Source organism: Sphingomonas melonis DAPP-PG 224 (genome assembly GCF_000379045.1).
Taxonomy (GTDB): domain Bacteria; phylum Pseudomonadota; class Alphaproteobacteria; order Sphingomonadales; family Sphingomonadaceae; genus Sphingomonas; species Sphingomonas aquatilis.
Genome location: NZ_KB900605.1, coordinates 739,977 through 764,926, shown reverse-complemented (window position 1 = coordinate 764,926; position 24,950 = coordinate 739,977). Strand labels below are relative to the sequence as shown.

Sequence of the window (24,950 nt, the reverse complement as noted above, 5' to 3'; positions counted from 1 at the left end):
CGAATCATGCCTGCCGGGGTCACCGGCAACTCTTCAAGATCGGATCGGGGTGAGCGAGGCACATCCGCGGTCAGGGGTAAAACGCTTGGTGCCATGAAGACTTAGCGCCGGTCGATGGACCGCGTCGCCTTCCCCCATGCTACTGCGTTACCGAGCGGCAGGCCGGGGAAGCCAAAAAACGGCCCCGAAGGACCGCCGTAACCGTATGACACTGTTAGGAAAAACTGGAGCGGGCGAAGGGATTCGAACCCTCGACCCCAACCTTGGCAAGGTTGTGCTCTACCCCTGAGCTACGCCCGCTCTGGCGCCTGTGCCGGCTGCTCATTGGAGCCACCGGCTGGGTGAGGCGCGTCCACTAGCGGTGACTGCGCGGGGCCGCAAGCCCCATCTTGTGATTTTCGCACACGATTTCGACTTGGCGACTCGATATCCGGAACATTACAAGAACATATATGTCCGACTCGTCCGCCCTGATCGCCCGTCTGCGTGGCCTTGCCGCCGCTGGCGGGGCTGCGCAAGCGGCGGCGGCACCGGTCGATGCCTGGCGAACGGAAGGGCTGGCGCGCGCGCAACTTCATGAAATCTATGCGTTGGAGGGCGAGGATGGGGCGAGCGCCGCGGGGTTCGGACTGGCCTTGGCGCTCGCCGCCGGAACGGTGCCGCTGCTGTGGCTGCGCACCGAGGCGGGGGAGCGTGCGCAAGGCCGGCTGCATGCCAGCGGCCTCGCAGACCTGGGGCTGGCGGCCGATTCGGTGCTGCTGGTCGTCGTCGCCGACGAATCGGCGCTGCTACGCGCGGCGGCGGATGCGGCGCGCTGCGGGGGGCTGGGCATGGTGCTGGTCGAAAGCATCGGGCCGATGCCGGGGCTGGACCTCACCGCAACGCGACGGCTGATGCTGGCGGCGGAGGCGTCGGGCGTCACATTGCTGTCGCTGCGGATCGGCGCGGAACCGGTGGCAAGCGCCGCTGCGACGCGGTGGAGCGTTGCCGCCGTGCCCTCGACCGCGCTGGATCAGGGGCTGGGGGAGGGCGCGCCAGGCCTGCCGGCTTTCGACGTCGAATGTGTGCGCCGGCGTGGCGGCCCCGCGGGGCAGCGCTGGCGCGTGGAGTGGGATCGTGATGCCAAGAGTTTCCGTGACGCGCCGCTATCTGGCGCTGGTCTTTCCGTGGCTCCCGATCGAGCGGCTGCGCGCCACCCGGCCGCATCTGTTCGTCGGCGGTGAGGCGCCGGTCGCCTTCGTCGAGACGGTGGGCCAGGCGATCCGGCTGACCGCGACCGATCTGGCCGCGGCGCGCGCCGGGCTGGAGCCGGGGCTGACGCTGGCCGATGCCCGCGCGCGCGTGCCCGAGCTGGAGGTGTTTCCGGCCGATCCGCATGCCGACATGGACTGGCTGGAGCGGTTGGCGGATGGCTGCACGCGCTACAGCCCGACGGTGGCGCTGCTGCCCCCCGACGCGCTGGTGATCGACATTGCGGGGTGCATCCATGCCTTCGAAGGGGAGCGTCCGCTCGCCGCCGATGTCGAGGCGCGGATGGCGCGGCGTGGGATCCTGGCGCGCCATGCGTTCGGCGATACGCCCGAAATCGCCTGCGCCCTCGCCCGCTATGCCGGCGCGCCGGCGCCCGACGAGACGCGCGCGGTGAAGCGCCTGCCGGTCGCGGCGCTGGAGCTGGATGCGGACGCGACGGTGGCGCTAACCCGCGCGGGGTTGAAGACGGTGGGCGACGTGATGGCGCGCCCGCTCGTTGGCATCGCCGCGCGCTTCGGCGAGGAAGCGGCGACGGCGGTGCGGCGGCTGTCGGGCGACTATAAGGCGCCGGTCCGGCCGCGCGTGCGCGTCGCGCCGGTGGTGGTGGAACGGCGCTTTGCCGAACCGATCGCGCGGACCGACTATGCGCTGGAGGTGATCGAGGAACTGGCAGGCGAGGCGGGAAACACGCTCGGCCAGCGCCATCAGGGCGGGCGCCGGTGGGAAGCGCGGCTGTTCCGCAGCGACGGCCACATCCAGTCGCTGCGCGTCGAGACGGGGCAGCCGACGCGCGACGTCGCGCTGCTGATGCGGTTGTTTGCCGAGCGGATCGACGCGCTCGCCGACCCGCTCGATCCCGGTTACGGCTATGACCTGATCCGGCTCGACGTGACGCTCGCCGAGCGGCTCGATGCGGCGCAGCTGCGGCTGGAGGGCGGCGAGGGGGCGACCCAGGCGCCAGCGGTGGCGGAGCTGATCGATCGCCTGTCGACCCGGCTGGGGCGCGAGCGGGTGCGGCGATTCGCCCCGCGCGACAGCCATATCCCCGAGCAGGCCGAACTGATGCTGCCCGCCGCCGCACCGCCGCCTGCCGGAGACTGGCCGCAGGCGGAGGCGGGGGAGCCGCCGCTGAGGCCCATCTATCTGTTCGATCCGCCGCAGCCGATCGAGGCGGTGATGGCGGAGGTGCCCGACGGCCCGCCGCACCGCTTCCGCTGGCGCCGCCGCGTCCACGAGGTCGCGCGCGCCGAGGGGCCCGAGCGGATCGCCGGCGAATGGTGGCGACGCCACGACGGCGCCATCCCGACGCGCGATTATTACCGAATCGAGGATCGCCGGGGGCGGCGCTTCTGGATCTTCCGCCACGGCCTGCATAGCGAACAGGCGCACCCGCGCTGGTACGTCCATGGGCTGTTCGCGTGAGCGTGTTCCCGCTTCCACCGTCGCTCCGGACTTGGTCCGGGGTCCACTGTGCGACTGGGGGGATGGCTGGAGGCTCCTGCCGCTCCCTTGCGAATCAGTGGGCCACGGACCAGGGCCGGGATGACGGGGTGGAAGGGGCCGGCGGTGCCATCGCGCCATGAGCGGGTTCGTCGAGCTGGTCGCCGCGACCAATTACTCGTTCCTCGACGGTGCCAGCCATGCCGAGGACATGGTCGCGCAGGCGATAACGCTCCGCCATGCCGGCATCGGCATCGCCGACCGCAATACCGTCGCAGGCGTCGTGCGCGCCTATGACGCGCTGAAACGCGCCGAAACCGGACGGCTGGGTGCCGCCTTGCCGCCCTTCGGCTTCACGCTGGCGGTCGGCACCCGTCTGGTCTTCGCCGATGGTACGCCTGACATCGTCGCCTATCCCGCCAATCGCACCGGTTGGGGCCGGCTGACGCGAATCCTGACCACGGGCAATCTGCGGTCGGTGAAGGGCGATTGCCTGCTGGGCCTGGGCGACCTCATCGCGCTGCATCGCGATCTGTTGTTGATCGTCCTGCCCGAAAGCAGCGCCCGCGGCGGCGTTGCCCGCGACGAGGCCGAGCGCCCGCCGCCGCGCAGCGATCCCAGCCTCGCCACGACGCTGAGGGCGGTGAAGCGGCTGGCACCCGACGGCGTCTGGCTGGGGGTCAGCATGGCCCGGCGCGGCCAGGACCGCCGCCGCCTCCGCCGCCTAAAAATCCTGGCCGAGACGGTCGGCGTGCCGCTGCTGGCGACGACGGACGCGCTCTATGCGCATCGTGACGACCGGCCCTTGCACGACGTCGTCACCTGCATCCGCGAAGGCGTGACGATCGATACGGCCGGACGTCGCCTCGCCGCCAATGGCGAGCGTCATCTGAAGGACGAAGCCGAGATGCGTCGGCTGTTCCGCGACGCGCCGGAGGCGATCGACGAAAGCCTTCGCCTGCTGGCTCGCATCGGCTTCTCGCTCGATCAGTTGCGATACGAATATCCGCACGAGCCGGTGCCGGCGGGATGGGACGCGCAGGCCTGGCTGGAACATCTCGTCTGGCAGAATGCGCTCGACCGTTACGGGGATCGCGTTCCCGACCGTATCCTCACCCTGCTGTACGAAGAGTTCGATCTCATTCGGCGCCAGCATTATGCCTATTATTTTCTGACGGTGCATGACGTGGTGCGGTTCGCGCGCAGCTGCACCCCGCCGATCCTGTGTCAGGGGCGCGGGTCGGCGGCCAATTCGGTCGTCTGCTACCTGCTGGGCGTGACCTCGGTCGATCCGCTGAAATACGACCTGCTGTTTTCGCGCTTCGTGTCCGAAGAACGCGGCGAGCCCCCCGACATCGACGTGGATTTCGAGCACGAGCGGCGCGAGGAGGTGATGCAATATATCTATTGCCGCTACACCCGCGAACGCGCGGCGATCGCGGCGACCGTCATCCATTATCGCCCGCGCAGCACCGTGCGCGAAGTCGGCCGCGTGCTGGGGTTCAGCGAGGACGTGACGCAGCGGCTGACCAGCACCGTCTGGGGCAGCTTTTCGGATCGCATGCCCGAACAGCGCTTCACCGAAACCGGGTTCGACCCCGCCAATCCCCGCCTGGCCCAGCTCAGCGACCTGGTGTCGCGGCTGCTGCAATTTCCCCGCCATCTGTCGCAGCATGTCGGCGGCTTCGTGCTGACGCAGGGGCGGCTCGACGAAATGGTGCCGATCCACAACGGCGGCATGAAGGACCGGACGTTCATCGAATGGGACAAGGACGACATCGATTGTCTGGGCCTGATGAAGGTCGACATTCTCGCGCTCGGCATGCTGACCTGCATCCGCAAGGCCTTCGACCTGATGGAGATGCACGGCCTGGGCCGCCACGCGCTGGACAGCCTGGCTACCGACGAGCATCCCGACGTCTATAAGATGCTGTGCAAGGGCGACAGCATCGGCGTGTTCCAGGTGGAAAGCCGCGCCCAGATCAACATGCTGCCGCGACTGCGTCCGCAGGAATTCTACGATTTGGTGGTCCAGGTCGCGATCGTGCGGCCGGGCCCGATCGAGGGCGACATGGTCCATCCCTATCTGCGCCGCCGCACGAAGAAGGAGCCGGTCGATTTCCCGTCGCCATCGCCGCTGTACGGTCCGCCCGACGAGCTGTTTCAGCTTTTGAAGGCAACCTACGGCGTGCCGTTGTTCCAGGAACAGGCGATGAAGCTGGCCATCGTCGCGGCCGGCTTCACCCCCGGCGAGGCGAATGAGCTGCGACGCGCGATGGCGACGTTTCGCAAGGTGGGCGGCATGGACAATTTCCAGGCCAAGCTGATCGGCGGGATGGTCCGCCGCGGCTATCCGCAGGAGTTTGCAGAGCGCTGCTACAAGCAGATCGAAGGGTTCGGCAGCTACGGCTTTCCCGAAAGCCATGCGCTGTCGTTCGCACGGCTGGTCTATGTCTCGTCGTGGATCAAATGCTTCCACCCGGCGGTGTTCGGCTGCGCGATCCTCAATTCGCAACCCATGGGTTTCTATGCGCCCGCCCAGCTGGTCGAGGATGCGCGCGCGCATGGCGTGGTGGTGCGGTCGATCGATGTGAATGCGAGCCAGTGGGACAATGTGCTCGAACGGACTGAGGATGGGGATTTCGCGATCCGGTTGGGGTTTCGGCAGATCGACGGGTTTCGGCAGGATTGGGCGACCGCGCTGGTGGATGCGCGGGGAGGGGTGCCCTTTGCGAGCGTCGAACAGGTCGCGGGCCGTGCGGGCCTGCCGACGCGGGGGCTGAACCTGCTCGCCGATGCCGATGCGTTCGGATCGATCGCGCTGCCCCGCCGTGCTGCTTTGTGGGACGTGCGGCGGACGCCGCCCAAACAGCTGGCGCTGTTCGCCGCGGCGGAGGCACCCGAATTGCGCGAAGAGGCCGATCCGCCGCTGCCCGCGATGCCGATCAGCGAAGAGGTGGCGGCCGATTACCAGACGACGCGCCTGTCGCTGAAGGGCCATCCGATGCGATTCCTGCGACCGCTGTTCGCCGCCGAGGGCGTGCTGTCGAGCGAGCAGGCGGCGCGGGCGAAGGACGGGCGACGCGCGCGCGTCGCAGGCGTGGTGCTGGTCCGCCAGCGGCCGGGCAAGGGCAATGCGATCTTCGTCACGATCGAGGACGAGACGGGCATCACCAACGCGCTGCTGTGGGCGCGCGATTTCGAGGCGAACCGGCGCGCGATCATGGCGGCGCGGCTGTTGGTGCTGGAGGGCGTGATCCAGCGCAGCGAGGAGGGCGTCGTCCATCTGATGACGGTCAAGGCCTATGACCGCACCGTGGAGCTTCGGCGGCTGTCGTCGGACTATGACGGGCAGATGCCGCTTTCGCCGGTGGATGAGGTGATCCGTCCGAAGCCGATCGTCAGCCAGGATCCGCGCGGGCGGCATCCGCGTGACGTGCGCATCCTGCCGAAATCGCGGGACTTTCATTGAGGTCCCCCGGCTGCCCCACCCCCTCCGTCACCCCGGACTCGGTCCGGGGTCCACTCTGCGGCGAGGGGGATGTCCGGAGGCTCTTGCCGCCCCCTTGCGGCCCGGTGGACCCCGGACCAAGTCCGGGGTGACGAAAGGCGTGGGGCGACCACTCGCACAACCAAAAGCCTTGGCGTCGGCGCTTGCCTGCCCCACATGGGCGCCAAGAATGGACGAAGGGAGCAAGACGTGGCCACGTTAGGACTGTCGCCAGCCGACAAGCAGGCGGTCGAGGATTTCCGCCGCGACGTCGTCGAACCGTCGATGACGTCCCTCGTCATCATCGATTTCTGGGCGGAATGGTGCGGGCCGTGCAAGGCGCTGGGCCCCGTACTCGACAAGGTCGCCGCGGCCTATGCCGACAAGGGCGTGGTGCTGGCCAAGGTCGATACCGACAAGAACCAGTTCATCGCCGCGCAATTCCAGATCAAGTCGATCCCCACCGTCTATGCGATGTTCCAGGGGCAGCTGGTCGCCGACCTGACCAGCGCGCGCACCGAATCTCAGCTGCGCACGATCCTGGACCAGTTGCTCAAGCAGCTGCCGATCCAGTCGGAGGCGGCCGATGCCGCCGCCGAGATCGAACCGCTGATCGCGATGGGCGAGGATGTGCTGGCGAGCGGCGATGCCGAGCGGGCATTGTCGATCTTCGACCAGCTGTTCGAGATGGCACCGGATAATCCGGCCATCCTGTCGGGTCGCATTCGCGCACTCGTCGCGGCGGGGCAGACCGACGCAGCACAGGCCGCGATCGACGCGCTGCCCGCCGATATCAAGGACGCCGGGATCGAGCGCGCCAAGGCGGCGCTCGCGCTCGCACAGAGCGCGCCGCAGGGCGAGGACACCGCCGGCCTCGCCGCCGAGGTCGCCGCGCATCCCGACGATCACGAGCGTCGCTTCGCGCTGGCGAACGCCCAGATGGCAGCGGGCGATCGCGATGCCGCGGCAGACAATCTGCTCCACATCATCGCCGCCGAGCGCGACTGGAACGAGGGCGCGGCGCGTCAGCAGCTGCTCAAGCTGTTCGAAGTCGTCGGCCTGATGGACCCCTGGGTGTCCACGCAGCGGCGCCGCCTGTCCGCGATTCTGTTCGGATGACGCAAGCGACCCGCCTGTCGATCTTTCCGCTGCCCGGGGCGCTGCTATTCCCGGGCATGCACCTGCCGCTGCACATCTTCGAGCCGCGCTATCGGGCGATGGTGTCGGATGCGATGGCGCGCGACCGGCGGATCGGGATGATCCAGCCGCTGACGATGCCGGCGACGGTCGAGGAACGGTCGGCGCTGTACGACATCGGCTGCGTCGGCAAGATCGCCGAGGTCGAGGCGCTGGATGACGGCCGCTACAATCTGGTGCTGGAGGGCGTCGCGCTGTTCCGCGTGGTGCGCGAACTCGACGTGACGACGCCGTTCCGCCAGATCGAGGCGGAGCTGCTGCCGGTCCGGGCGGACGAGACGCTGTCGCTGGGCCGCCGATCGTCTTTGGAGCAGGAATCGCGCCGCTTCGCCGATGCGCAGGGCTATGCGGTCGACTGGGACGCGGTGGGGCGGCTGGACGACGAAAGCCTCGTCAACGGCATCGCGCAGATCGCGCCGTTCGACGCCGCGGCGAAGCAGGCCTTGCTCGAGGCGTCGGATATCGAATCGCGCGCGGAGCTCATCATCCAGCTGATGCAATTCTTCGGCCGGCATGACGGCGACGAGCGGGTGACGCTGCAATGAGCGCCGTCCCCCCCGCCCCACTCGATCCCTGGCTGCTCGAACGGCTGGTCTGCCCGGTGACGCGCCAGCCGTTGCGCTATGACGAGGCTGCGCAGGAACTGGTGTCGGAGGCGGCGGGCCTCGCCTATCCGATCCGCGACGGCGTACCGGTGATGCTGCCCGAGGAGGCGCGGCGGCTGTAGCCCGCCCGCCTTCATCTCCATCATTGCGCACCGGCCCGCGACGCACGATGTTGTTGCCATGAAAGCGGCGGTTACGGCGGTCCTCGGACCCACGAACACGGGCAAGACCCATCTCGCCGTCGAGCGGATGTGCGCGCACTCCAGCGGCATCATGGGCTTTCCGCTGCGGCTACTGGCGCGCGAAGTGTACGACCGCGTCGTCAAGCTGAAGGGCGCCGATCAGGTCGCGCTGGTGACGGGCGAGGAAAAGATCGTACCCCCGAACGCGCGCTGGCATTTGTGTACGGTCGAATCGATGCCGGAGACCGACGTCGCCTTTGTCGGGCTGGACGAGGCGCAGCTGGGGACGGACCCGGAGCGCGGGCACGTCTTCACCGATCGGCTGCTGCGGCGGCGCGGGCGCGAGGAGACGATGATCCTCGGCTCCGAAGCGCTCAGGCCGATGATCCGCGCGTTGGTGCCCGATGCGGAGATCATCGGGCGGCCGCGCTTTTCGAAACTGACCTATGCGGGCGCCAAGAAGATCAGCCGCCTGCCCAAGCGTTCCGCGATCGTCGCGTTCAGCGCGGAGGAGGTCTATGCCGTCGCCGAGATGCTGCGGCGCCTGCGCGGCGGCGCGGCGGTGGTGATGGGCGCCCTCTCCCCGCGCACCCGCAACGCACAGGTCGCGATGTTTCAGGCAGGCGAGGTCGATTATCTGGTTGCAACCGATGCGATCGGCATGGGCCTCAACATGGACGTCGCGCATGTCGCCTTTGCCGGGCTGCACAAGTTCGACGGACGCCGCACCCGGCGGCTGACCGTCGCTGAGATGGCGCAGATCGCCGGCCGCGCCGGGCGACACCAGCGCGATGGCACGTTCGGGGGCGTGACCGAAGAGGGGCCGGGCGCGTTCCTGCCCGAAGAGGTGTTCGCGATCGAGGAGCATCGCTTTCCGCCGATCGGCAACCTCTATTGGCGCAACGGCGAGCCGGACTTCGCCAGCATCGACGCGCTGATCGCCAGCCTGGAGCGGCGGCCCGAACCGGGCGTGCTGCTCGCCGCGCCGCAGGCGACCGATCTTGCCGTGCTGAAGCGATTGGCGGACGAGACATGGGTCCGCGACCGGGTGCGTTCGCCGGCGATGGTGAAGCGGCTGTGGGCGGCGTGCGGCCTGCCCGATTTCCGCAAGCTGGGGCTCGACCCGCATGCGCGCTTCGTGTCGCGCGTCTTCACCTATCTGTCCGAAGGGCGCGGCGTCGTCCCCAATCAATGGTTCGCCGACGAGGTGGCGCGGCTCGACACGATTTCGGGCGATGTCGAGACGATCGCCGGGCGGATCGCGGCGATCCGCAGCTGGGCCTATATCGCGCAGCGCCCAGACTGGCTCGCCGATCCCGCCGCGGGCGCCGATCGCGCCAAGGCGATCGAGGAACGGCTGTCCGACGGGCTGCACGCCAGCCTGACGCAACGCTTCGTCGACAAGCGCACGACGGCGTTGATCCGCCAGATCGGCGCGGATGCGTCGCTGCTGCCCGTGACGATCGGGCCGGAAGGCGAGGTGTTGGTCGAGGATCATCCGATCGGGCGGCTCGATGGCTTCCGTTTCACCGTCGATCCGGCCGCGCGGGCCGCGGATCGCCGGCTGTTGCTCGCCGCGGCAGAAAAACGGCTGGTAACCGAACGCGGGCGGCGGGGCGAGGCGCTGGCGGCGGCAGAGGATGCGGCGCTGACCCTCGTCGACGGCATGATCGTCTGGAACGGGCATGGCGTCGCCAAGTTGACGCCGGGGCGCTCGCTGGCGCGGCCGCAGCTGGTGCTGGAGCGCGATCTCGATTGCCTTGCCAAGCCGCAGCGTGAGGCGGTCCAGGCTCGTTTGGTGCGCTGGTTCGACGCGATGCTCCGCCGCCACGTGCCGGCGCTGATCGCGCTGGCCGATATGGCGCGCGATCCGCAGGCGACGCCGGCCTTGCGCGTCGTGGCCGGCGAACTGGAGGCGGCCGGTGGGCTCGCCCCCCGGATCGCCTTGCGCGAGGCGGTGGACGGTCTGTCGCCCGACGAACGCAAGCGGTTGCGCAAGGCAGGAGTAACGATCGGCGCGCTCGACCTGTTCGATGCGCGATTGCTCAAGCCCGGCGCGGCGCGCTGGCGGGCGGCGCTGCTCGGCGTGCGGGGGCCGGCGCCCGTGTTGGCACGCGAAGGTGCGAGCGTGCTGGCACGTGGCAGCCCGGGGGCGCAGGTCGTTAGCGGCTTTCGGCCGCTGGGCGCCCAGGCGGTACGGCTCGACCTGGTCGAGCGTATCGCGCGCGCGGCGCATGACGCCCGCCAAGGCAGGAAGCCCTTTGCGCCCGATCCGGCGCTCGGCATTTCGATGGGGGTCGAGCCGGCGACGTTCGAACGGCTGATGGCAGAGCTGGGCTTTCGCAGCGTGCGCGGCAGCGAGGCACCGACGTGGATCTGGCAGGGGCGCCGCACGGTCCGGCGTGAGGCGCGGCCCGCACCGCCTGCGACCGGCGCCTTTGCGGCACTTGCGGAATGGAGCGGGCATGGCTGACGCGTCGATGCGGCTCGATCGCTACCTGTGGTTCGTGCGGCTCGCCAAGACGCGCGAGGCGGCGCAGGCGATTGCGTGCGAGGGGCGTCTGCGCATCGACGGCCGCCCGGTGGGGCGCAGCGCGGCACCGGTGCGCGTCGGCAATATCCTGACCTTCGCGCACCAGGGGCGCGTCCGCGTGCTACGCGTCGAGGCGCTGCCGCTGCGGCGCGGACCGGCACCCGAAGCGCAAGGTTGCTACCAGGAACTGGTTGCGAACGTATCGCAGACATCCGCGATCGATTGACGTGAGCCGGAACGCGGCATAGCAGCCTCGTGTTCGTACCCCGTTCTTCGTCCCTTGGTTCACAGGGCGGAGATCGATCGCCCAAGGCCGCAAGGAAGCCCCATGACCTACGTCGTCACCGATGCCTGCATCCGCTGCAAGTATATGGACTGCGTCGAGGTGTGTCCGGTGGACTGCTTCTACGAAGGCGAGAACATGCTCGTCATCAACCCCAGCGAGTGCATCGACTGCGGCGTGTGCGAACCCGAATGCCCGGCCGAGGCGATCCTGCCCGATACCGAGAGCGGCCTGGAACAGTGGCTGGAGCTCAACACGACCTTCTCCGCGCAATGGCCCAACGTCACGCGCAAGCTGGACCAGACGCCGCCCGACGCGGACGCGATGAAGGGTGTCGAGGGCAAGTACGACAAATTCTTCTCGCCCGAGCCGGGTGCCGGCGACTGAGGTTGCGCGATTCCAGTGGGTTGAGCGAAGCTAAGCGACTCAACCGCGCTGGTAATTTTGTTGCGAGTGTGTTAAATGGGTCCACGACGGGCAGGATGAGTCATGCCCGATCAGGAGACACTCGTACCAACCATCCTCGTCGGTCCTGCCCAGCGGTTTTCCGCCACGGACCGTTCACGCGAGCGATGCGACCTTAGAAAGGCCCGTTCATGGCTGCCAAGGCATTGTCCTTCGATGTCGGTGATTACGTTGTTTATCCCAAGCACGGCGTCGGCCGTGTGATCGAACTGCAGAAGCAGGAGATCGCCGGAACCAGCCTGGAGCTGTACGTGCTCCGCTTCGAAAAAGAGCGCATGACGCTCCGCGTCCCCACCAATAAGGCCGAGTCGGTCGGCATGCGCAAGCTGTCGTCGGACAAGACGATGCGCGAAGCGATGGAGACGTTGAAGGGCAAGCCCAAGGTCAAGCGCACCATGTGGTCGCGCCGCGCGCAGGAATATGAAGCGAAGATCAATTCGGGCGACCTCGCGTCGATCGCCGAAGTGGTCCGCGACCTGTTCCGTGCCGACGACCAGCCCGAGCAGAGCTATTCGGAACGCCAGATCTTCGAAGCGGCGTGCAGCCGCCTCGCGCGCGAACTCGCCGCGATGGAAGAGGTGGACGAGCTGAAGGCGCAGGAAAAGATCCTCGACATCCTGCGCGCCGCCGCGGCGATCTACAACAAGGACAAGGTGCCGGCGTAAGCCGTTCGCCTCGTGCCATCGAAGAGGGCGGCCCCGCAACGGGCCGCCCTTTTTCGTTTGGCCGGTCGTGCCTCCTCCAAACGATCTTCTGTTTACATCTGTAGGCGATACGCTAGCATCCGGCCACACCACGAGAGGATGCCCGCCATGAACTATCTTGCGCTTGCCCTGATCCCGCTCGCCGCCACCGCTGCGATCGCCGCGGAACGCGACCATGGCCCTGGTATCGCCGGGCAGCGGCAGGGTGAGGCGATGGTCTATCCGGTGCGCAATTTCGATGCGATCCGGCTGGGCGGGTCGGAACGGGTCGTCGTCCATATCGGCAATGGCTATAGCGTGCGGGCAGAGGGGCCGGCGGCGGCGTTCGTCAACTTCCGCATCGCGCGCGATGGATCGGCGCTGGTCGTCGGACGGCGCTATGACGAGCGCGAGAGCAGCGCGATGGAGCGGCAGATCGTCGTCCACGTCACCATGCCCGCGCTCCGTGCCGCCAGTGTCGGCGGATCGGGCAGCCTCAACGCCGATCGCGCGGGCGGTGACCGGTTCTCGGCCGGTGTCGGCGGATCGGGATCGCTGCGCATCGACGCGCTCGATGCGCGGACCGCAGAATTCAACGTCGGCGGATCGGGGATGATCTCTGCCGCAGGAACGGTGGGCACGCTGGAGGCCAATGTCGGCGGTTCGGGCGGGATCGCCGCTGCCGGTCTGCGCGCCTCCAACGCACAGGTATCCGTCGGCGGGTCGGGCACGGTCCGTGCGACCGTAAGCGGTCCCGCGCAGGTGTCGATGGCAGGCAGCGGCATGGTCGATCTGGGGCCGCAGGCGCGCTGTACGGTCAGCAAGGTCGGCGGCGGGCGGGTGCGCTGCGGCAACTGACCGCAGACGACTTGCGATGCCCCTCTATGTGTATTAATTAAGCAATACACATAGAGGGGACAGGCCATGCACCGGATTGCAATCGCGTTGATGGGAGCGGCATCGCTGACCGCCTGCTCGGTCGGCAGCGACGAGGGCAGCACCGTGCCCGCGAGCGGCAGCGGACCGACCCGCACCTATGCAGTGGAGGGGTTCGACCGGATCGCGGTGGCGGGTGGCGACGATGTCGACGTGCGCGCCGGCACCGCCTTTTCCGTGCGCGCCGAGGGGCCGGCGGACGAACTCGACAGGCTGCGCATCGCGCGTGATGGCCGCGACCTCGTGATCGGGCGCCAGAAGCGTGTGTTCGGCTTTGGCGGCGGCAAGGGCGTGAAGGTTTTCGTGACGCTGCCGCGCCTGTCCGAAGCCAATATCGTCGGATCCGGTACGATGACGGTCGACCGGATCGAAGGCACGACGTTCGAGGCGAATATCGCCGGATCGGGCGATCTCAACATCGCCGCGCTGACCACCGATGCGGCCGAGGTGAATATCGCGGGTGCGGGCACGTTGCGCGCCGGGGGAGCGATTAAGCGACTGGAGGCCAACGTCATGGGATCGGGCAGCCTCGATGCGGCGGGTCTGCGCGTCGGCGAGGCGGACGTGACCGTCGCCGGATCGGGCAACGTCCGCGCCGCCGTCAGCGGCCGGGCGAAGGTGGAGCTGATGGGATCGGGCAACGTCGATCTGGGCGCGGCGGCACAGTGCGACGTATCGAAGAAGGGATCGGGTTCGGTTCGCTGCGGCCGATAACGCAGGCTCTTGCCGCCGCGTGGCGGCGGTGCGAGGCTGCGACCATGATCCGTCCCGTCTCCGCCCTGCTGGTCCTGTCCTCCCTCGCGCTGCCATCGGCGGCGAGCGCGGGGGAGCGGCGCGTGTCGATCGGCAGCTTCGATCGGTTGCGGGTGTTCGGCGCCTTCGAGGTGACGGTCACGACGGGATCGCCCGGCGCGACCGTGGTGGGCGATGATGGCGCGATCGGCGACGTCGACATCCGCGTCGAGGGATCGACGCTGACGATCCGGACCGCGCGCGCTGGCACCTGGACCGAGCAGGATCGGGCGCGCCCCACCACGCCGCTGCGCATCCTGTTGTCGACGCCGCGGTTAAGCGCGATCAGCGTGACGGGGGCGAGCAAAGTCTCGGCCGCCCAGCTGAAGGGCGCCAGCATCGATCTTGCCGCAATGGGCGCCGCAACGATCGGCGCGGCGTCGGTGGATGGCGATCGCCTTGCCGCGCAGCAGGTGGGGGACGGGCAGATCACGCTCGCCGGCCGCGTCGGCGCCGCGCGGCTTTTCGACGGCGGATCGGGGACGATCGATGCACGCGCCCTTGACGCGGGCGACGTGGTCGTCCGTCTCGACGGACCGGGGACCGTTCGGGCGCAGGCGCGCTATACCGCGCAGGTGACGAGTACCGGCCTCGGCACCGTCGAGGTCTCCGGCCGGCCGAAGTGCCGCGTCGTCGCGCCCGCCGGCGCCCCGGTCACCTGCGGCTGAGCGTCAGACGAAGCCCAGGTTCCAGCTCGACGCATTGTAATTGCCCATATTGGGCAGCACCGTCGTCATATTGCCGCTGCTCACCCCGAACCAGTTCGCCAGCGTCGCGGCATATTGATCGACCGAGATCGTCGGCAGCAGGCGGCCCTGTCCCACGTCATCGGCGGTGTTGTTGCCGATCGCCGGCGGGGTGCCATAGAAGCGCCGGCCCTTCACCGCACCGCCCAGCACGAAATGATGGCTGCCCCAGCCATGATCCGATCCGTCGTCGTTCGACTGCAACGTCCGCCCGAAATCGGACGCGGTGAAGCTCGTCACCTGATCCGCGACGCCGAGTGCGACGGTCGTGTCGTAGAAGGCGCGCATTGCATCGGCGACCTTGCCCATCAGCCCGGGATGCTGCGCGACCAGATTGTCGTGCAGGTCAAACCCGCCGATCGACACGAAGAACACCTGCCGCTTCGCGCCCAGCTGCGACGAGACGGCGATCAGCCGCGCGACCATCTTCAGCTGGTCGGCAAGGCCGTTGTTACCGGGGAATAGCGAGAAGCCGCTGGCCGGCGCTCCGGCGAGTGCGCTGGTGACCTGTGAATAGGTGTCGAGCGCACGCTTCGAGACGCGGGCATGTTCGTCGGCGAACAGATTGCCGCTGCTGCCCGTCATCAGGCTGCGCAACGTCGCCGCCGCGGCCGTCGACCCGTAGAGCGACGTCGCATTGTTGAGCAGCGCGATCGGGCCGCCGGTGCCGATGGCATATTGCACCGCCGACTTGCCCGTCAGGTACACCGCATTGCCGCTCGCGTTGATGCAGGTCAGCGTCGCCGCGCCATTGCCCGACTGGAACAGGTCGCCCATCCGCCCGCCCCAACCGCTGGTCGCACCTTCGGGGTTGGACGCCTGAAAATAGCTTTGCTGGTCGTTGTGGCTGAAGAGCTTGGGCGGCAGCTTCACGCTGTTCGCCTGATATTGCGCCTTCGTCGTCGGCTGCACCAGCGTGCCGACGTTGAGCGCCACCGCGAGCTTGCCTGCATCGAACAGCGGCAGCAGCGATCCCATCGTCGGCGCCAGCGCATATTGCCGACCGTTGGCCAGGCCGGTCGCCGGATTGAGCAGTGTACTGCTAAGCGATTCGCGGGTCAGCGCGATGTTCGATCGCGCTGCCAGATATTTGGCGTAGCTGTCCGCGTCATAGGCGGCGAGCGTATTGGCATAGTCCATGCCGCCGTACAGGAAGACGCAGACCAGCGCCTTGTAATCGGTCGCGGTGGCCGCCGCGGCTTCGCCGATCGCGGCAAGGCTGGTGACGAAGGGGGTGGCGACGCCGGCAAGCCCCAAAGCGGCGGAGCGCTTCAGGAAGGCGCGGCGGGAGGAATCGCGGGTCGTGTCCATGATGGTCACCGCTGCGTCAGGAAGTCGGGGGAGGCGAGCGTCAGTAGCAGGGCGATGCCGACGCGGTTGGTCGCGGCGTTGGTCGCGGTCGTCGCGACGCTGTCCACCGCCGCGCGGATCGCGGTGACGGTGGCGCTGCTCAGCTGGCCGGCAGCCAGCACGACGTTGATCTCGTCGACCAACGCTGCGCTGTCGGATGCCTTGGCGGTCAGGTCGCTATAGTCGGGCTTCATGTCGCCGGTGCCGTTGGCGACCAGACCCTGCATGTAGTTGACGTAGGCGACGACGCTCTGTTCGTTGGTGATCTGGAATTCGGGTGCGACGAGGCCGGCGTTGCTGATCCCGGTGGCGGGCGGCGCATAGCCGGGGCGGAAGAAATTGAAGACCGATCCGCTGCGCCCCATCGATTGGGCGAGCCGGGTGGACTGGCTGGACGTGTCGCCGAACGCCCAGGCGTTCGACGCGGAGTTGATCTTGGCAAGCCGTGCCCAAGCGGTGAGCCGCATCACCGGCTCGCGCAATTTGCCGGCGGTGGTGCCGGTTAGCGTGTCGTCGCTGCGCGCCTCCGTATCGAGCAGGATCGCCTTGATCACGGCCTTCATGTCACCGCGCGTGCCCGAGCCGTTGTTGGCAAAGACCGACGCGACGCGGCCGACATAGGCGGGGCTGGGGTTGCTGGTGACGAGCCGCTGGATCAGCTGCTTCGACACGAACGGCGGCAGGTTGGGATGCGCGAAGATCGTGTCGAGCGCCTTGTCCACCGCCGCCGTACCGCCGCCGCTGACGGTGGTGCCGAGGAAGGTTGCGCTGCCCGTTTCGTTGATCGCCGCGTTCATCACCAGCGGCTGGCGATAGCGATCGGGTGTCGTGCTGACGTTGCTCGCCAGACTGAGGCCGGTGAACACGCGGGCGAGACCGCTGACGTCGGCGGGGCCGTAGGTTTCCAGCGGGGTGCCGCCGTTCGTCTTGACGCTGCCGTCCATGTTGAGCTGGTACAGGCCCAGCGTGAACAGCTGCATCAGCTCGCGCGCGTAATTTTCGTCGGGCTGCGCGCCGGTCGTCGTGTTCGCCTTGCGATTGCCGAGGAAGGTGAGGAACGATCCCATGGCCGCATTGGTGGTGATCGCGCCCATCAGCGTGCGATAATTGCCGAATGCATTGTCGAGCAGCACATCGACGTAGGCGGCGGTGGCGAACTGTTTCCAGTTGAGGTTTACGCCGCCGATGCCGACGACGAGCATGTCGAGCAGCGCCATGCCGATCCGCTGGCGCAGCTGATCGGGCTCGACGATCATCTGCCGCCACATCGTCGCGTCGAAGCCGGTCTCGCTGTTGATGTTGGCGGCGACGTTATAGCCGTTGGCGTTCAGCCAGTCCCAGTGCGACGTCGCGCGTGGCAAGGCGAACTGGTCGTCGATCCAGCCTTCGTAGCGGCGGCTGATGACCGTATCGATCATCGCGCGCGTCGCCCCCATCGTGGTCTGCGCGAGGAAGCGGCTCGCCTGGGTCGCGGTGATCGCGGCGGGCGTGACGACAACCGGTGTCGATGCGGTTGGTGTCGGCGTCGACCCGCCGCCTCCGCCGCCGCAGGCCGCAAGCAGTACCGCGGGTGCGATCGCGCTGCCGATCTTCAGCGCGGCGGAAGCGCCCGTCGCTCCGCCCAAGGCGATCGGCAGCGTCGGCGCATCGCCCGCTCCGGTGTCGCCCACGTCCTCCGGCGACGCCCCCGCGCCCGCCCGTTCCGCGTCCAGCATATGATTGTCGGTCCCCACCCCCGCGACGGCGGCACCCACCTGCCGACGTATCGAAGATGCCGACATCATACGTGTCAAAGTGTTAACGGATAAGCAGGGTGTGGCCTCAAGTCGGCGCATACAGGGCCGGATTGGTCGTATGCGTTACGAACCGAGGGAATGGCAGGTACGGCTCGCCCCACCCACGTCGTCATCCCGGACGTGTTCCGGGGTCCACTGCGCCGCGGGGGGATGCTCGCTCATCCTGTCCCCCACCCGCCAAATCCGGTGAGGACTCTCGGCAAAAGGAAAGCCCCGGAGCAACGCTCCGGGGCTTCGTCTTTCATTGCTGGCCGGTCACGGGAGAGAATCCCGTAAGCCTGTCCCCGCGGAGGCGGGGATCGATCGCGGCCGTGCCCGGTGTGTGCGACTTTCGCCGCACCGGCGCCTAGCCTTGGCTACGCGCCTCACACCGTCAGTCGATCTTTGGCAGCGTTTCGAACTGGTGGTACGGCGGCGGCGAGGACAGCGTCCATTCCAGCGTCGTCGCACCTTCGCCCCAGGGATTGTCCGGCGCCTTCGGGCCCGCGATCAGCGAATAGATCACGTTGACGAAGAAGATCGCCATGCCCGCGGCCATGATCTCATAGCCGTGCGTCGCCAGCGCATTGTAGGTCGCATAGGCATCCGGATAGTCCGGATAGCGACGCGGCATGCCCTGCAGGCCCAGGAAGTGCATCGGGAAGAACAACACGTTCACGCCGATGAAGAACACCCAGAAGTGCGCCTGACCGAGGAACTCGTTGTACATCTTCCCGAACATCTTCGGGAACCAGTAGTAGAAGCCGGCGAACAGGCCGAACACCGCGCCGAGGCTGAGCACGTAGTGGAAGTGCGCCACCACGTAATAGGTGTCCTGCATGTAATCGTCGATGCCGCCGTTGGCGAGCACGACGCCGGTGACACCGCCGACGGTGAACATGAAGATGAAGCCGATCGCCCAGACCATCGGCGTCTTGAAGGTCAGCGAACCGCCCCACATCGTCGCGATCCAGCTGAAGATCTTGATGCCGGTCGGCACCGCGATCACCATCGTCGCGGCGGTGAAGTACATCTTCACGTTCACGCTGAGGCCGGTGACGAACATGTGGTGCGCCCACACGACGAAGCCGACGACGCCGATCGCGACCATGGCGTACGCCATGCCGAGATAGCCGAAGACGGGCTTGCGGCTGAACGTCGCGATGATCTGGCTGACGATGCCGAAGCCCGGCAGGATCATGATGTACACTTCGGGGTGGCCGAAGAACCAGAAGAGATGCTGGTACAGGATCGGGTCACCACCGCCGGCCGGATCGAAGAACGTCGTGCCGAAGTTACGATCGGTCAGCAGCATCGTGATCGCCGCGGCGAGCACCGGCAGCGAGAGCAGCAGCAGGAAGGCGGTGACCAGCACCGACCACACGAACAACGGCATCTTGTGCAGCGTCATGCCGGGTGCGCGCATGTTGAAGATGGTGGTGATGAAGTTGATTGCGCCCAAAATCGAGCTTGCGCCGGCGAGGTGGAGTGACAGGATCGCCATGTCCACCGACGGTCCGGGCTCGCCATAGGTCGACAGCGGAGCATAGACCGTCCAGCCGGTGCCGGCGCCGCCGAAGAAGGGCGAGGCGAGCAGCAGCGTGAATGCCGGGATGAGCAGCCAGAAGCTGACGTTGTTCATCCGCGGGAAGGCCATGTCGGGCGCGCCGATCATGATCGGTACGAACCAGTTGCCGAAACCGCCGATCATCGCCGGCATCACCATGAAGAACACCATGATCAGGCCGTGCGCGGTGATCAGCACGTTCCAGAGATGGAGCGCGTGGTCGAGACCGCCGTCGCCGCCGGGCAGGAAGTTCGCCCAGCCGACCAGATACTGGATGCCCGGCTGCGCAAGCTCGGCGCGCATCAGGCCGGAAATCGCGCCGCCGATGATCCCCGCGACGATCGCGAAGATCAGGTACAGCGTGCCGATGTCCTTGTGGTTGGTCGACATGAACCAGCGGGCGAAGAAGCCCGGCTTGTGGTCCGCGTCGTGGTGCGCGTGGTCGTCGTGCGCGACGAAGGCGTTGGGGTGAAGGGCGGTATCGGTCATCTTACTGTCCCGCGTTGCCGGTGGCCGGATTGCCGGTCGCACCCTGCGAGGTGGTGGGGGCGGCGGTCGTCGCGTTGGTGACCGGGCCGGTGACGGCGTCGGCGGCCTTGGCTTCCGCCTGCTTGGTCGCCGATCCTTCGGCGCCCGGCTGCGGGATCACCTTGTCCGACGGCGCCTTGGTGCCGGGCATCGTGCCGCCCTTGGCCTTCACCCATGCGGCGAACTGCGCAGGAGACACCGCCTCGACGGCGATCGGCATGAAGGCGTGGCGCGCGCCGCACAATTCGGAGCACTGGCCGAAGTACAGGCCGGGTTCCTTGATCGTGAAGCTCGTCTCGTTGAGGCGGCCGGGCACCGCGTCGAGCTTGATCCAGAAGGCGGGGACCGCCCAGCTGTGGATCACGTCCTGCGAGGTGGTGATCAGGCGGATCGGCACGCCCACGGGGAGCACGATGCGATTGTCGACCGCGAGCAGGCGGGGACCGTCGGCATCGGTGCGGAACCGTTCGCCCTTGGCGACCTGGTCCTTTTCCTTCAGCATGTTGGCGGTGACTTCGAACCCGCCGTTATCCGGGTACTGATACGACCAATACCATTGATTGCCGATCGCCTTCAGCGTCACCGCGCCCGCCGGAGCCGGCTTGAACTGCGCCTGCAGCAGGCCGATCGAGGGCACGGCGATCAGCACCAGGATGATGACCGGCGCCAGCGTCCAGATCACTTCGATCGCGGTGTTATGGCTGGTCTTCGACGGGATCGGATTGGCGGCGCGGCGATAGCGGATCACGACCCAGATCAGCAGCAGCAGCACCAGCACGCTGATCGCGACGATCAGCGGCAGCAGGATCGAATCGTGGAACCAGTGGGCGAACTGCCCATTGGTCGTCACCTGCGGCTGCAAGCCGATGCGGCCGGCGACCGGGTGGCCGACGCCGGGCTTGGCGGTCATCGCCGGCGCGCCGTCCATCGCGAGCGCGGGCGATTCCGGTGCCGCCGGCGCGGTAGCGTTGGCGGTGGTGGGGGCGATATTGGACACGCCCGCCGGGGCAGCGGCCCCTTGCGGAGTGGGCGACGCGGGGGCCTGCGCCACGGCGCTCGCCCCCAGGCCGGTCAGCGCCAGCCCTGCGGCCAGCACGATTCCCTTGAACCTCATGCGCATGCGTGTCGTCACCCCGTTCAGTTCCCTCGCCCGCCCGGCAACGGGCCGTTATGGGCACACGAATGCACCCCTTTTGCCACGGCTATACGCGGCAGGGCGCCCCGCCTCAAGCGTTACCCCCATGTTTATGGTGGCCGGGCGCTTGAGGGGGCGGGACGGAGTACCTATGAGCGCCGACAATACGGTTTCCTGTGCGGGACGAATGACGATGACCGACGACGACGTGCTGGCCGAATTCCGCGCCGCGGACGCGCTGCTCGAAGGGCATTTCATCCTGTCGTCGGGCCTGCGCAGCTCGCGCTACCTGCAATGCGCGCGCGTGCTGATGGACCCGCGCCGTGGCGCCCGCCTGTCCGACGCGCTGGTGCAGCGCATTCCCGCCGAACTGAAGGCAAGGATCAGCGCGGTCGTCAGCCCCGCGATGGGCGGCGTGATCGCGGGCCATGAGATGGCGCGTGCGCTGGGCGTCGAGGCGATGTTCGTCGAACGTCCCACCGGCACGTTCGAGCTGCGCCGCGGCTTCCGCCTGGAGCCGGGCCAGGAGGTGCTGATGATGGAGGACGTCGTCACCACGGGCCTGTCGAGCCGCGAGGCGATTGCCGCGATCGAGGCGGCGGGCGGGCGCGTGATCGCCATGGCTTCGCTGGTCGATCGGTCGGGCGGCAAGGCGGCGTTCGACGTACCCTTTTTCCCGCTGATCCGGCTCGACGTGCCGACCTACCAGCCCGACGCCTTGCCGCCCGAACTGGAAGCGATCCCCGCGATCAAGCCGGGGAGCCGCGCGGCATGACCGGGCATCTGCGGCTGGGCGTCAACATCGATCACGTCGCGACGGTGCGCAATGCGCGCGGGTCGGGGTATCCCGACCCGGTGCGGGCGGCGCTGCTGGCGGTCGAGGCGGGGGCGGACGGCATCACCGCGCATCTGCGCGAGGATCGCCGCCACATCACCGACGACGATATCGCGCGGCTGGCGACCGGCCTGACCGTGCCGCTCAATCTGGAGATGGCGGCGACAGACGAGATGCTCGCCATCGCGCTGAAGCATCGCCCGCACGCGGCGTGCATCGTGCCCGAGAAGCGCGAGGAACGCACGACCGAGGGCGGGATCGACGCGGCGGGGCAGTTCGAGCGCCTGTCGCCCATCGTCGCGCAGCTGCGCGAGGCGGGGGTGCGCGTCTCGCTGTTCATCGAGCCCGATGCCGCGCAGATCGATGCGGCGATCCGCCTCGGCGCGCCGGTCGTCGAGCTGCACACCGGCCGCTACGCCGAACTGGACGGCGAAGCGCGCACCGCCGAACTGCGCCGCCTGTCCGACGCCGCGGCGCTGGCGGCGAAGAACGGGATCGAGGTGCATGCGGGCCATGGCCTGACCTTCGACAATGTCGGGCCCATCGCGGCGATCCCGCAGGTGCGGGAGCTCAACATCGGCCATTTCCTGATCGGCGAGGCGCTGTTCGTCGGCCTCGATGGCGCGGTGCGGCGGATGCGCGAGGACATGGATGCCGCGCGTGGGTGAAAGCTGCCTTATTCCTCTCCGCGCGCAGCGCGGGGAGGAATGGGGTTGTGATCGTCGGCCTGGGCTCCGACCTGTGCAATATCGAGCGGATCCAGCAGTCGCTCGACCGGTTCGGGGATCGCTTCGAAACCCGCGTCTTCACCGATGCCGAGCGCGCGCGGGCCGCGAAGCGGCCGTTTACCAAGGCCGGCACGCTCGCCAAGCGCTTCGCCGCGAAAGAAGCGTTTTCGAAGGCGGTCGGCACGGGCTTCAAGGCGGGCGTGTTCATGAAGGACATCGGCGTCGTCAACGCCCCCTCCGGCGCGCCGACGCTCAGCCTCACCGGCGGTGCGAAGGACAGGCTTGACGCCATGATCCCCGAGGGCCACCTCGCGCATGTACATCTGACCCTGACCGACGATCATCCCTGGGCGCAGGCCTTTGTGATCATCGAGGCGATCCCGGACCCCAGAGCATGAAGGAAGCGGTGTTGGACGGTAACGAGTCCGCTCAGAACGGGACGGTAGCGCCGCCGCCTGCCGAGGCGTCACCCAAGAAGACGACCGACTGGTGGGGTGAGGTGAAGGGCATCTTCTGGCTCGTCCTGATCGTGCTCGGTTTCCACAGCTTCGTCGCCAAGCCTTTCTATATCCCGAGCGAGTCGATGCTGCCGGGGTTGCGCGTCGGCGACCGGCTGGTGGTGTCGAAATTCGCTTATGGCTGGTCGTTCGTCTCGCCGACGATCCCCAACCCGGTCGCGATCTTCAAGGGGCTGGTGCTGCGCCGGCCCGAGGAAAGCTGGAGCGTCGGCTTGCCGTTCATCCACGGCCGCCTGTTCGGCAGCCTGCCGACGCGCGGCGATGTCGTCATCGTGACGCCGCCCGGCACGCAGAACGATTACATCAAGCGCGTCATCGGCCTGCCTGGCGATACGCTGGCGGTACGTGGCGGCACGGTGATCCTGAACGGCAAGCCGATCAAACGCGGGCCGCTCCACTATGTCGACATTCCGGTCGACACCAACAGCCCGTGCAGCGAAACTGACTATTACGGTGCCAAGCGCCCGGCGCCGGGGGGCAAGGGCGAGGTATGCCACCTGCCGATCGTCACCGAAACGCTGCCGAACGGCCGCCACTACGACACCGTCGATCTGGAACCCGACAGCCCCGGCGACAATTATGGCCCGGTGACCATTCCGGCCAACCATGTCTTCCTGATGGGCGACAACCGCGATCGCTCGGCGGACAGCCGTTTTCCGCTGACCCAATTGGGTCTCGGCGGGCCGGTGCCGTATGAAAATCTCGGCGGCCGTGCGGAATTCCTGACCTTCAGCCTCGATGGCGATGCGACGCTCAACCCGCTGACCTGGTGGGGATCGCTGCGCTCGGGCCGCGCCGGCCTGTCGCTCCATCCCGCCCAGACCCACTGACGCAAGGACCATCACGATGACGGACGCGCCGCTCACGCGGGAGGCCAGCCCCAATGAGCTGCGCGATCCGTTCGTCCGGCGCGAGCTGAAGCGCGCGACCGTCTGGCTGGGCCTTGCCGGCGCGATCGCGCTGGCGGTGATTCTGGTCCAGCCACTGCTGATCATCTTCGCCGGCCTCGTGTTCGCGGCGCTGCTCGACGGCGGCGTGCGGCTGCTCGGCAAGGTGCTTCCGATCGGGCGCGGCTGGCGGCTGCTCATCGTCGTGCTGCTGACGATCGCCTTCCTGATCGGCACTTTCTACCTCACCGGCGTGCAGGTCGCCGACCAGTTCGGGCAATTGCGCTCGACGCTGGAAACGCAGGCGAATCGCGCGGCGAGCTGGCTGAGTTCGCAAGGGCTGATGCCCGGCGCGTCCGACGTCAGCGGCATCGCCAAACAGGCGCTGTCGTCGGTCGGGCGGATCACCTCGTGGGTCGGCACCGCCTTCGGTGCGCTGACGACGATGTTCATGATCATCGTCATCGGCCTGTTCGTCGCGATGGACCCGCGCACCTACCAGCGCGGGCTGGAATGGATGGTGCCGCGCGATCATCGCACCGAATTCGCGACCGTTCTCGAACGGATGGGCAAGACGCTGCGTCGCCTGCTCGCCGGGCGCCTGCTCGGCATGGTCGCGGAGGGCGTGTTGACCGGCACCGCGCTGGCGATCGGTGGCGTGCCGATGGCGATGATCCTCGGCATCCTCACCGGCCTGCTCGCCTTCATCCCCAATATCGGGGCCTTCATCAGCGGCGCGCTGATGATCGCGGTGGGCTTTTCGGCGGGCACGCATGTCGGCTTCTGGGCGATCGGCACCTATGTGATCGTGCAGGGGTTCGACGGCTATGTGCTGCTGCCGATCGTCGCTAAGAAGACCGTCGACTTGCCGCCGGCGCTGACGCTGGGCGCACAGATCATGGCGAGCGCGCTGTTCGGCATTCTGGGGCTGGCGCTGGCCGACCCGATGACCGCAATGGTCAAGACCGCGCTGGAGCGCAGCGCCGAACGCGAATCGGAGCGGGACGACGGCGCCGAGGGCTGA

General features: G+C 67.9%; 22 protein-coding genes and 1 tRNA gene. 18 read left to right on the top strand and 5 right to left on the bottom strand.

Annotated elements, in window-relative coordinates; translation table 11 throughout:
• Positions 1-225 precede the first annotated feature (225 nt).
• Positions 226-300: transfer RNA gene (locus SPHME3_RS0103765), tRNA-Gly, on the bottom strand.
• A 152-nt stretch (positions 301-452) separates the two neighbouring features.
• Between SPHME3_RS0103765 and SPHME3_RS0103760 the strand changes: the two genes are divergently transcribed.
• From SPHME3_RS0103760 to SPHME3_RS0103700, 13 genes are all read left to right on the top strand, one after another.
• Positions 453-1,223 carry an ImuA family protein gene (locus SPHME3_RS0103760; protein WP_017980621.1) on the top strand — a complete coding sequence of 257 codons (771 nt, stop codon included), beginning with the start codon at positions 453-455 and terminating at the stop codon, positions 1,221-1,223.
• Complete coding sequence (locus SPHME3_RS0103755) at positions 1,120-2,673, top strand: Y-family DNA polymerase (RefSeq protein WP_029720478.1); 1,554 nt, start codon at positions 1,120-1,122, stop codon at positions 2,671-2,673. The genes SPHME3_RS0103760 and SPHME3_RS0103755 overlap by 104 nt, the downstream gene beginning before the upstream one ends.
• Positions 2,674-2,830: 157 nt before the next feature.
• A complete protein-coding gene (locus SPHME3_RS0103750) occupies positions 2,831-6,163 on the top strand; it encodes an error-prone DNA polymerase (protein ID WP_017980623.1) in 3,333 nt (1,110 codons plus the stop codon).
• Between the two features lie 228 nt (positions 6,164-6,391).
• Positions 6,392-7,300, top strand: a complete 909-nt coding sequence (locus SPHME3_RS0103745; protein WP_017980624.1) for a tetratricopeptide repeat protein — start codon at positions 6,392-6,394, stop codon at positions 7,298-7,300.
• Complete coding sequence (locus SPHME3_RS0103740) at positions 7,297-7,923, top strand: LON peptidase substrate-binding domain-containing protein (RefSeq protein ID WP_017980625.1); 627 nt, start codon at positions 7,297-7,299, stop codon at positions 7,921-7,923. The genes SPHME3_RS0103745 and SPHME3_RS0103740 overlap by 4 nt, the downstream gene beginning before the upstream one ends.
• Positions 7,920-8,105: a Trm112 family protein gene (locus SPHME3_RS0103735; protein ID WP_017980626.1), complete on the top strand. Its 186-nt coding sequence runs from the start codon at positions 7,920-7,922 to the stop codon at positions 8,103-8,105. The genes SPHME3_RS0103740 and SPHME3_RS0103735 overlap by 4 nt, the downstream gene beginning before the upstream one ends.
• Positions 8,106-8,163: 58 nt before the next feature.
• Positions 8,164-10,638: a helicase-related protein gene (locus SPHME3_RS0103730; protein ID WP_018250569.1), complete on the top strand. Its 2,475-nt coding sequence runs from the start codon at positions 8,164-8,166 to the stop codon at positions 10,636-10,638.
• Positions 10,631-10,924 carry an RNA-binding S4 domain-containing protein gene (locus SPHME3_RS0103725; RefSeq protein WP_017980628.1) on the top strand — a complete coding sequence of 98 codons (294 nt, stop codon included), beginning with the start codon at positions 10,631-10,633 and terminating at the stop codon, positions 10,922-10,924. The genes SPHME3_RS0103730 and SPHME3_RS0103725 overlap by 8 nt, the downstream gene beginning before the upstream one ends.
• A gap of 102 nt (positions 10,925-11,026) precedes the next feature.
• Positions 11,027-11,368 (top strand): ferredoxin FdxA, encoded by a 342-nt coding sequence (fdxA, locus tag SPHME3_RS0103720; RefSeq protein WP_017980629.1) that lies wholly within the window; start codon positions 11,027-11,029, stop codon positions 11,366-11,368.
• A gap of 209 nt (positions 11,369-11,577) precedes the next feature.
• Positions 11,578-12,111, top strand: coding sequence for a CarD family transcriptional regulator (locus SPHME3_RS0103715; RefSeq protein WP_017980630.1), 534 nt, complete (start codon positions 11,578-11,580; stop codon positions 12,109-12,111).
• 147 nt (positions 12,112-12,258) lie between these two features.
• Positions 12,259-12,987 (top strand): GIN domain-containing protein, encoded by a 729-nt coding sequence (locus SPHME3_RS0103710; RefSeq protein ID WP_017980631.1) that lies wholly within the window; start codon positions 12,259-12,261, stop codon positions 12,985-12,987.
• A gap of 66 nt (positions 12,988-13,053) precedes the next feature.
• On the top strand, positions 13,054-13,779 hold the full coding sequence (locus SPHME3_RS0103705) for a head GIN domain-containing protein (protein ID WP_020486648.1): 726 nt from the start codon (positions 13,054-13,056) through the stop codon (positions 13,777-13,779).
• 44 nt (positions 13,780-13,823) lie between these two features.
• Positions 13,824-14,525: a GIN domain-containing protein gene (locus SPHME3_RS0103700; protein WP_017980633.1), complete on the top strand. Its 702-nt coding sequence runs from the start codon at positions 13,824-13,826 to the stop codon at positions 14,523-14,525.
• A 3-nt stretch (positions 14,526-14,528) separates the two neighbouring features.
• Here the strand turns inward: SPHME3_RS0103700 and SPHME3_RS0103695 are convergent, their stop codons facing one another.
• The 4 genes from SPHME3_RS0103695 to coxB all read right to left on the bottom strand — a co-directional run bounded on the left by SPHME3_RS0103695 (position 14,529) and on the right by coxB (position 20,943).
• The gene (locus SPHME3_RS0103695; RefSeq protein ID WP_017980634.1) at positions 14,529-15,914 is read right to left on the bottom strand and encodes a DUF1501 domain-containing protein; all 1,386 of its coding nucleotides are present in this window, start codon (positions 15,912-15,914) and stop codon (positions 14,529-14,531) included.
• A 5-nt stretch (positions 15,915-15,919) separates the two neighbouring features.
• Positions 15,920-17,668 carry a DUF1800 domain-containing protein gene (locus tag SPHME3_RS0103690; RefSeq protein ID WP_231292072.1) on the bottom strand — a complete coding sequence of 583 codons (1,749 nt, stop codon included), beginning with the start codon at positions 17,666-17,668 and terminating at the stop codon, positions 15,920-15,922.
• 454 nt (positions 17,669-18,122) lie between these two features.
• Positions 18,123-19,784 (bottom strand): cytochrome c oxidase subunit I, encoded by a 1,662-nt coding sequence (gene ctaD / locus SPHME3_RS0103685; protein WP_017980636.1) that lies wholly within the window; start codon positions 19,782-19,784, stop codon positions 18,123-18,125.
• 1 nt (position 19,785) lies between these two features.
• A complete protein-coding gene (gene coxB, locus SPHME3_RS0103680) occupies positions 19,786-20,943 on the bottom strand; it encodes a cytochrome c oxidase subunit II (protein WP_018250567.1) in 1,158 nt (385 codons plus the stop codon).
• Between the two features lie 208 nt (positions 20,944-21,151).
• Between coxB and pyrE the strand changes: the two genes are divergently transcribed.
• Genes pyrE through SPHME3_RS0103655 form a run of 5 tightly spaced genes read left to right on the top strand, consistent with a single transcriptional unit; the run spans position 21,152 to position 24,950 of the window.
• A complete protein-coding gene (pyrE, locus tag SPHME3_RS0103675) occupies positions 21,152-21,733 on the top strand; it encodes an orotate phosphoribosyltransferase (protein ID WP_024310309.1) in 582 nt (193 codons plus the stop codon).
• Complete coding sequence (locus SPHME3_RS0103670) at positions 21,730-22,461, top strand: pyridoxine 5'-phosphate synthase (RefSeq protein ID WP_017980639.1); 732 nt, start codon at positions 21,730-21,732, stop codon at positions 22,459-22,461. Before pyrE ends, SPHME3_RS0103670 begins: the two co-directional genes overlap by 4 nt.
• A 47-nt stretch (positions 22,462-22,508) precedes the next feature.
• Positions 22,509-22,919: a holo-ACP synthase gene (gene acpS / locus SPHME3_RS0103665; RefSeq protein ID WP_017980640.1), complete on the top strand. Its 411-nt coding sequence runs from the start codon at positions 22,509-22,511 to the stop codon at positions 22,917-22,919.
• Positions 22,916-23,869 carry a signal peptidase I gene (lepB, locus tag SPHME3_RS0103660; RefSeq protein WP_017980641.1) on the top strand — a complete coding sequence of 318 codons (954 nt, stop codon included), beginning with the start codon at positions 22,916-22,918 and terminating at the stop codon, positions 23,867-23,869. The genes acpS and lepB overlap by 4 nt, the downstream gene beginning before the upstream one ends.
• Before the next feature lie 16 nt (positions 23,870-23,885).
• On the top strand, positions 23,886-24,950 hold the full coding sequence (locus SPHME3_RS0103655) for an AI-2E family transporter (RefSeq protein WP_017980642.1): 1,065 nt from the start codon (positions 23,886-23,888) through the stop codon (positions 24,948-24,950).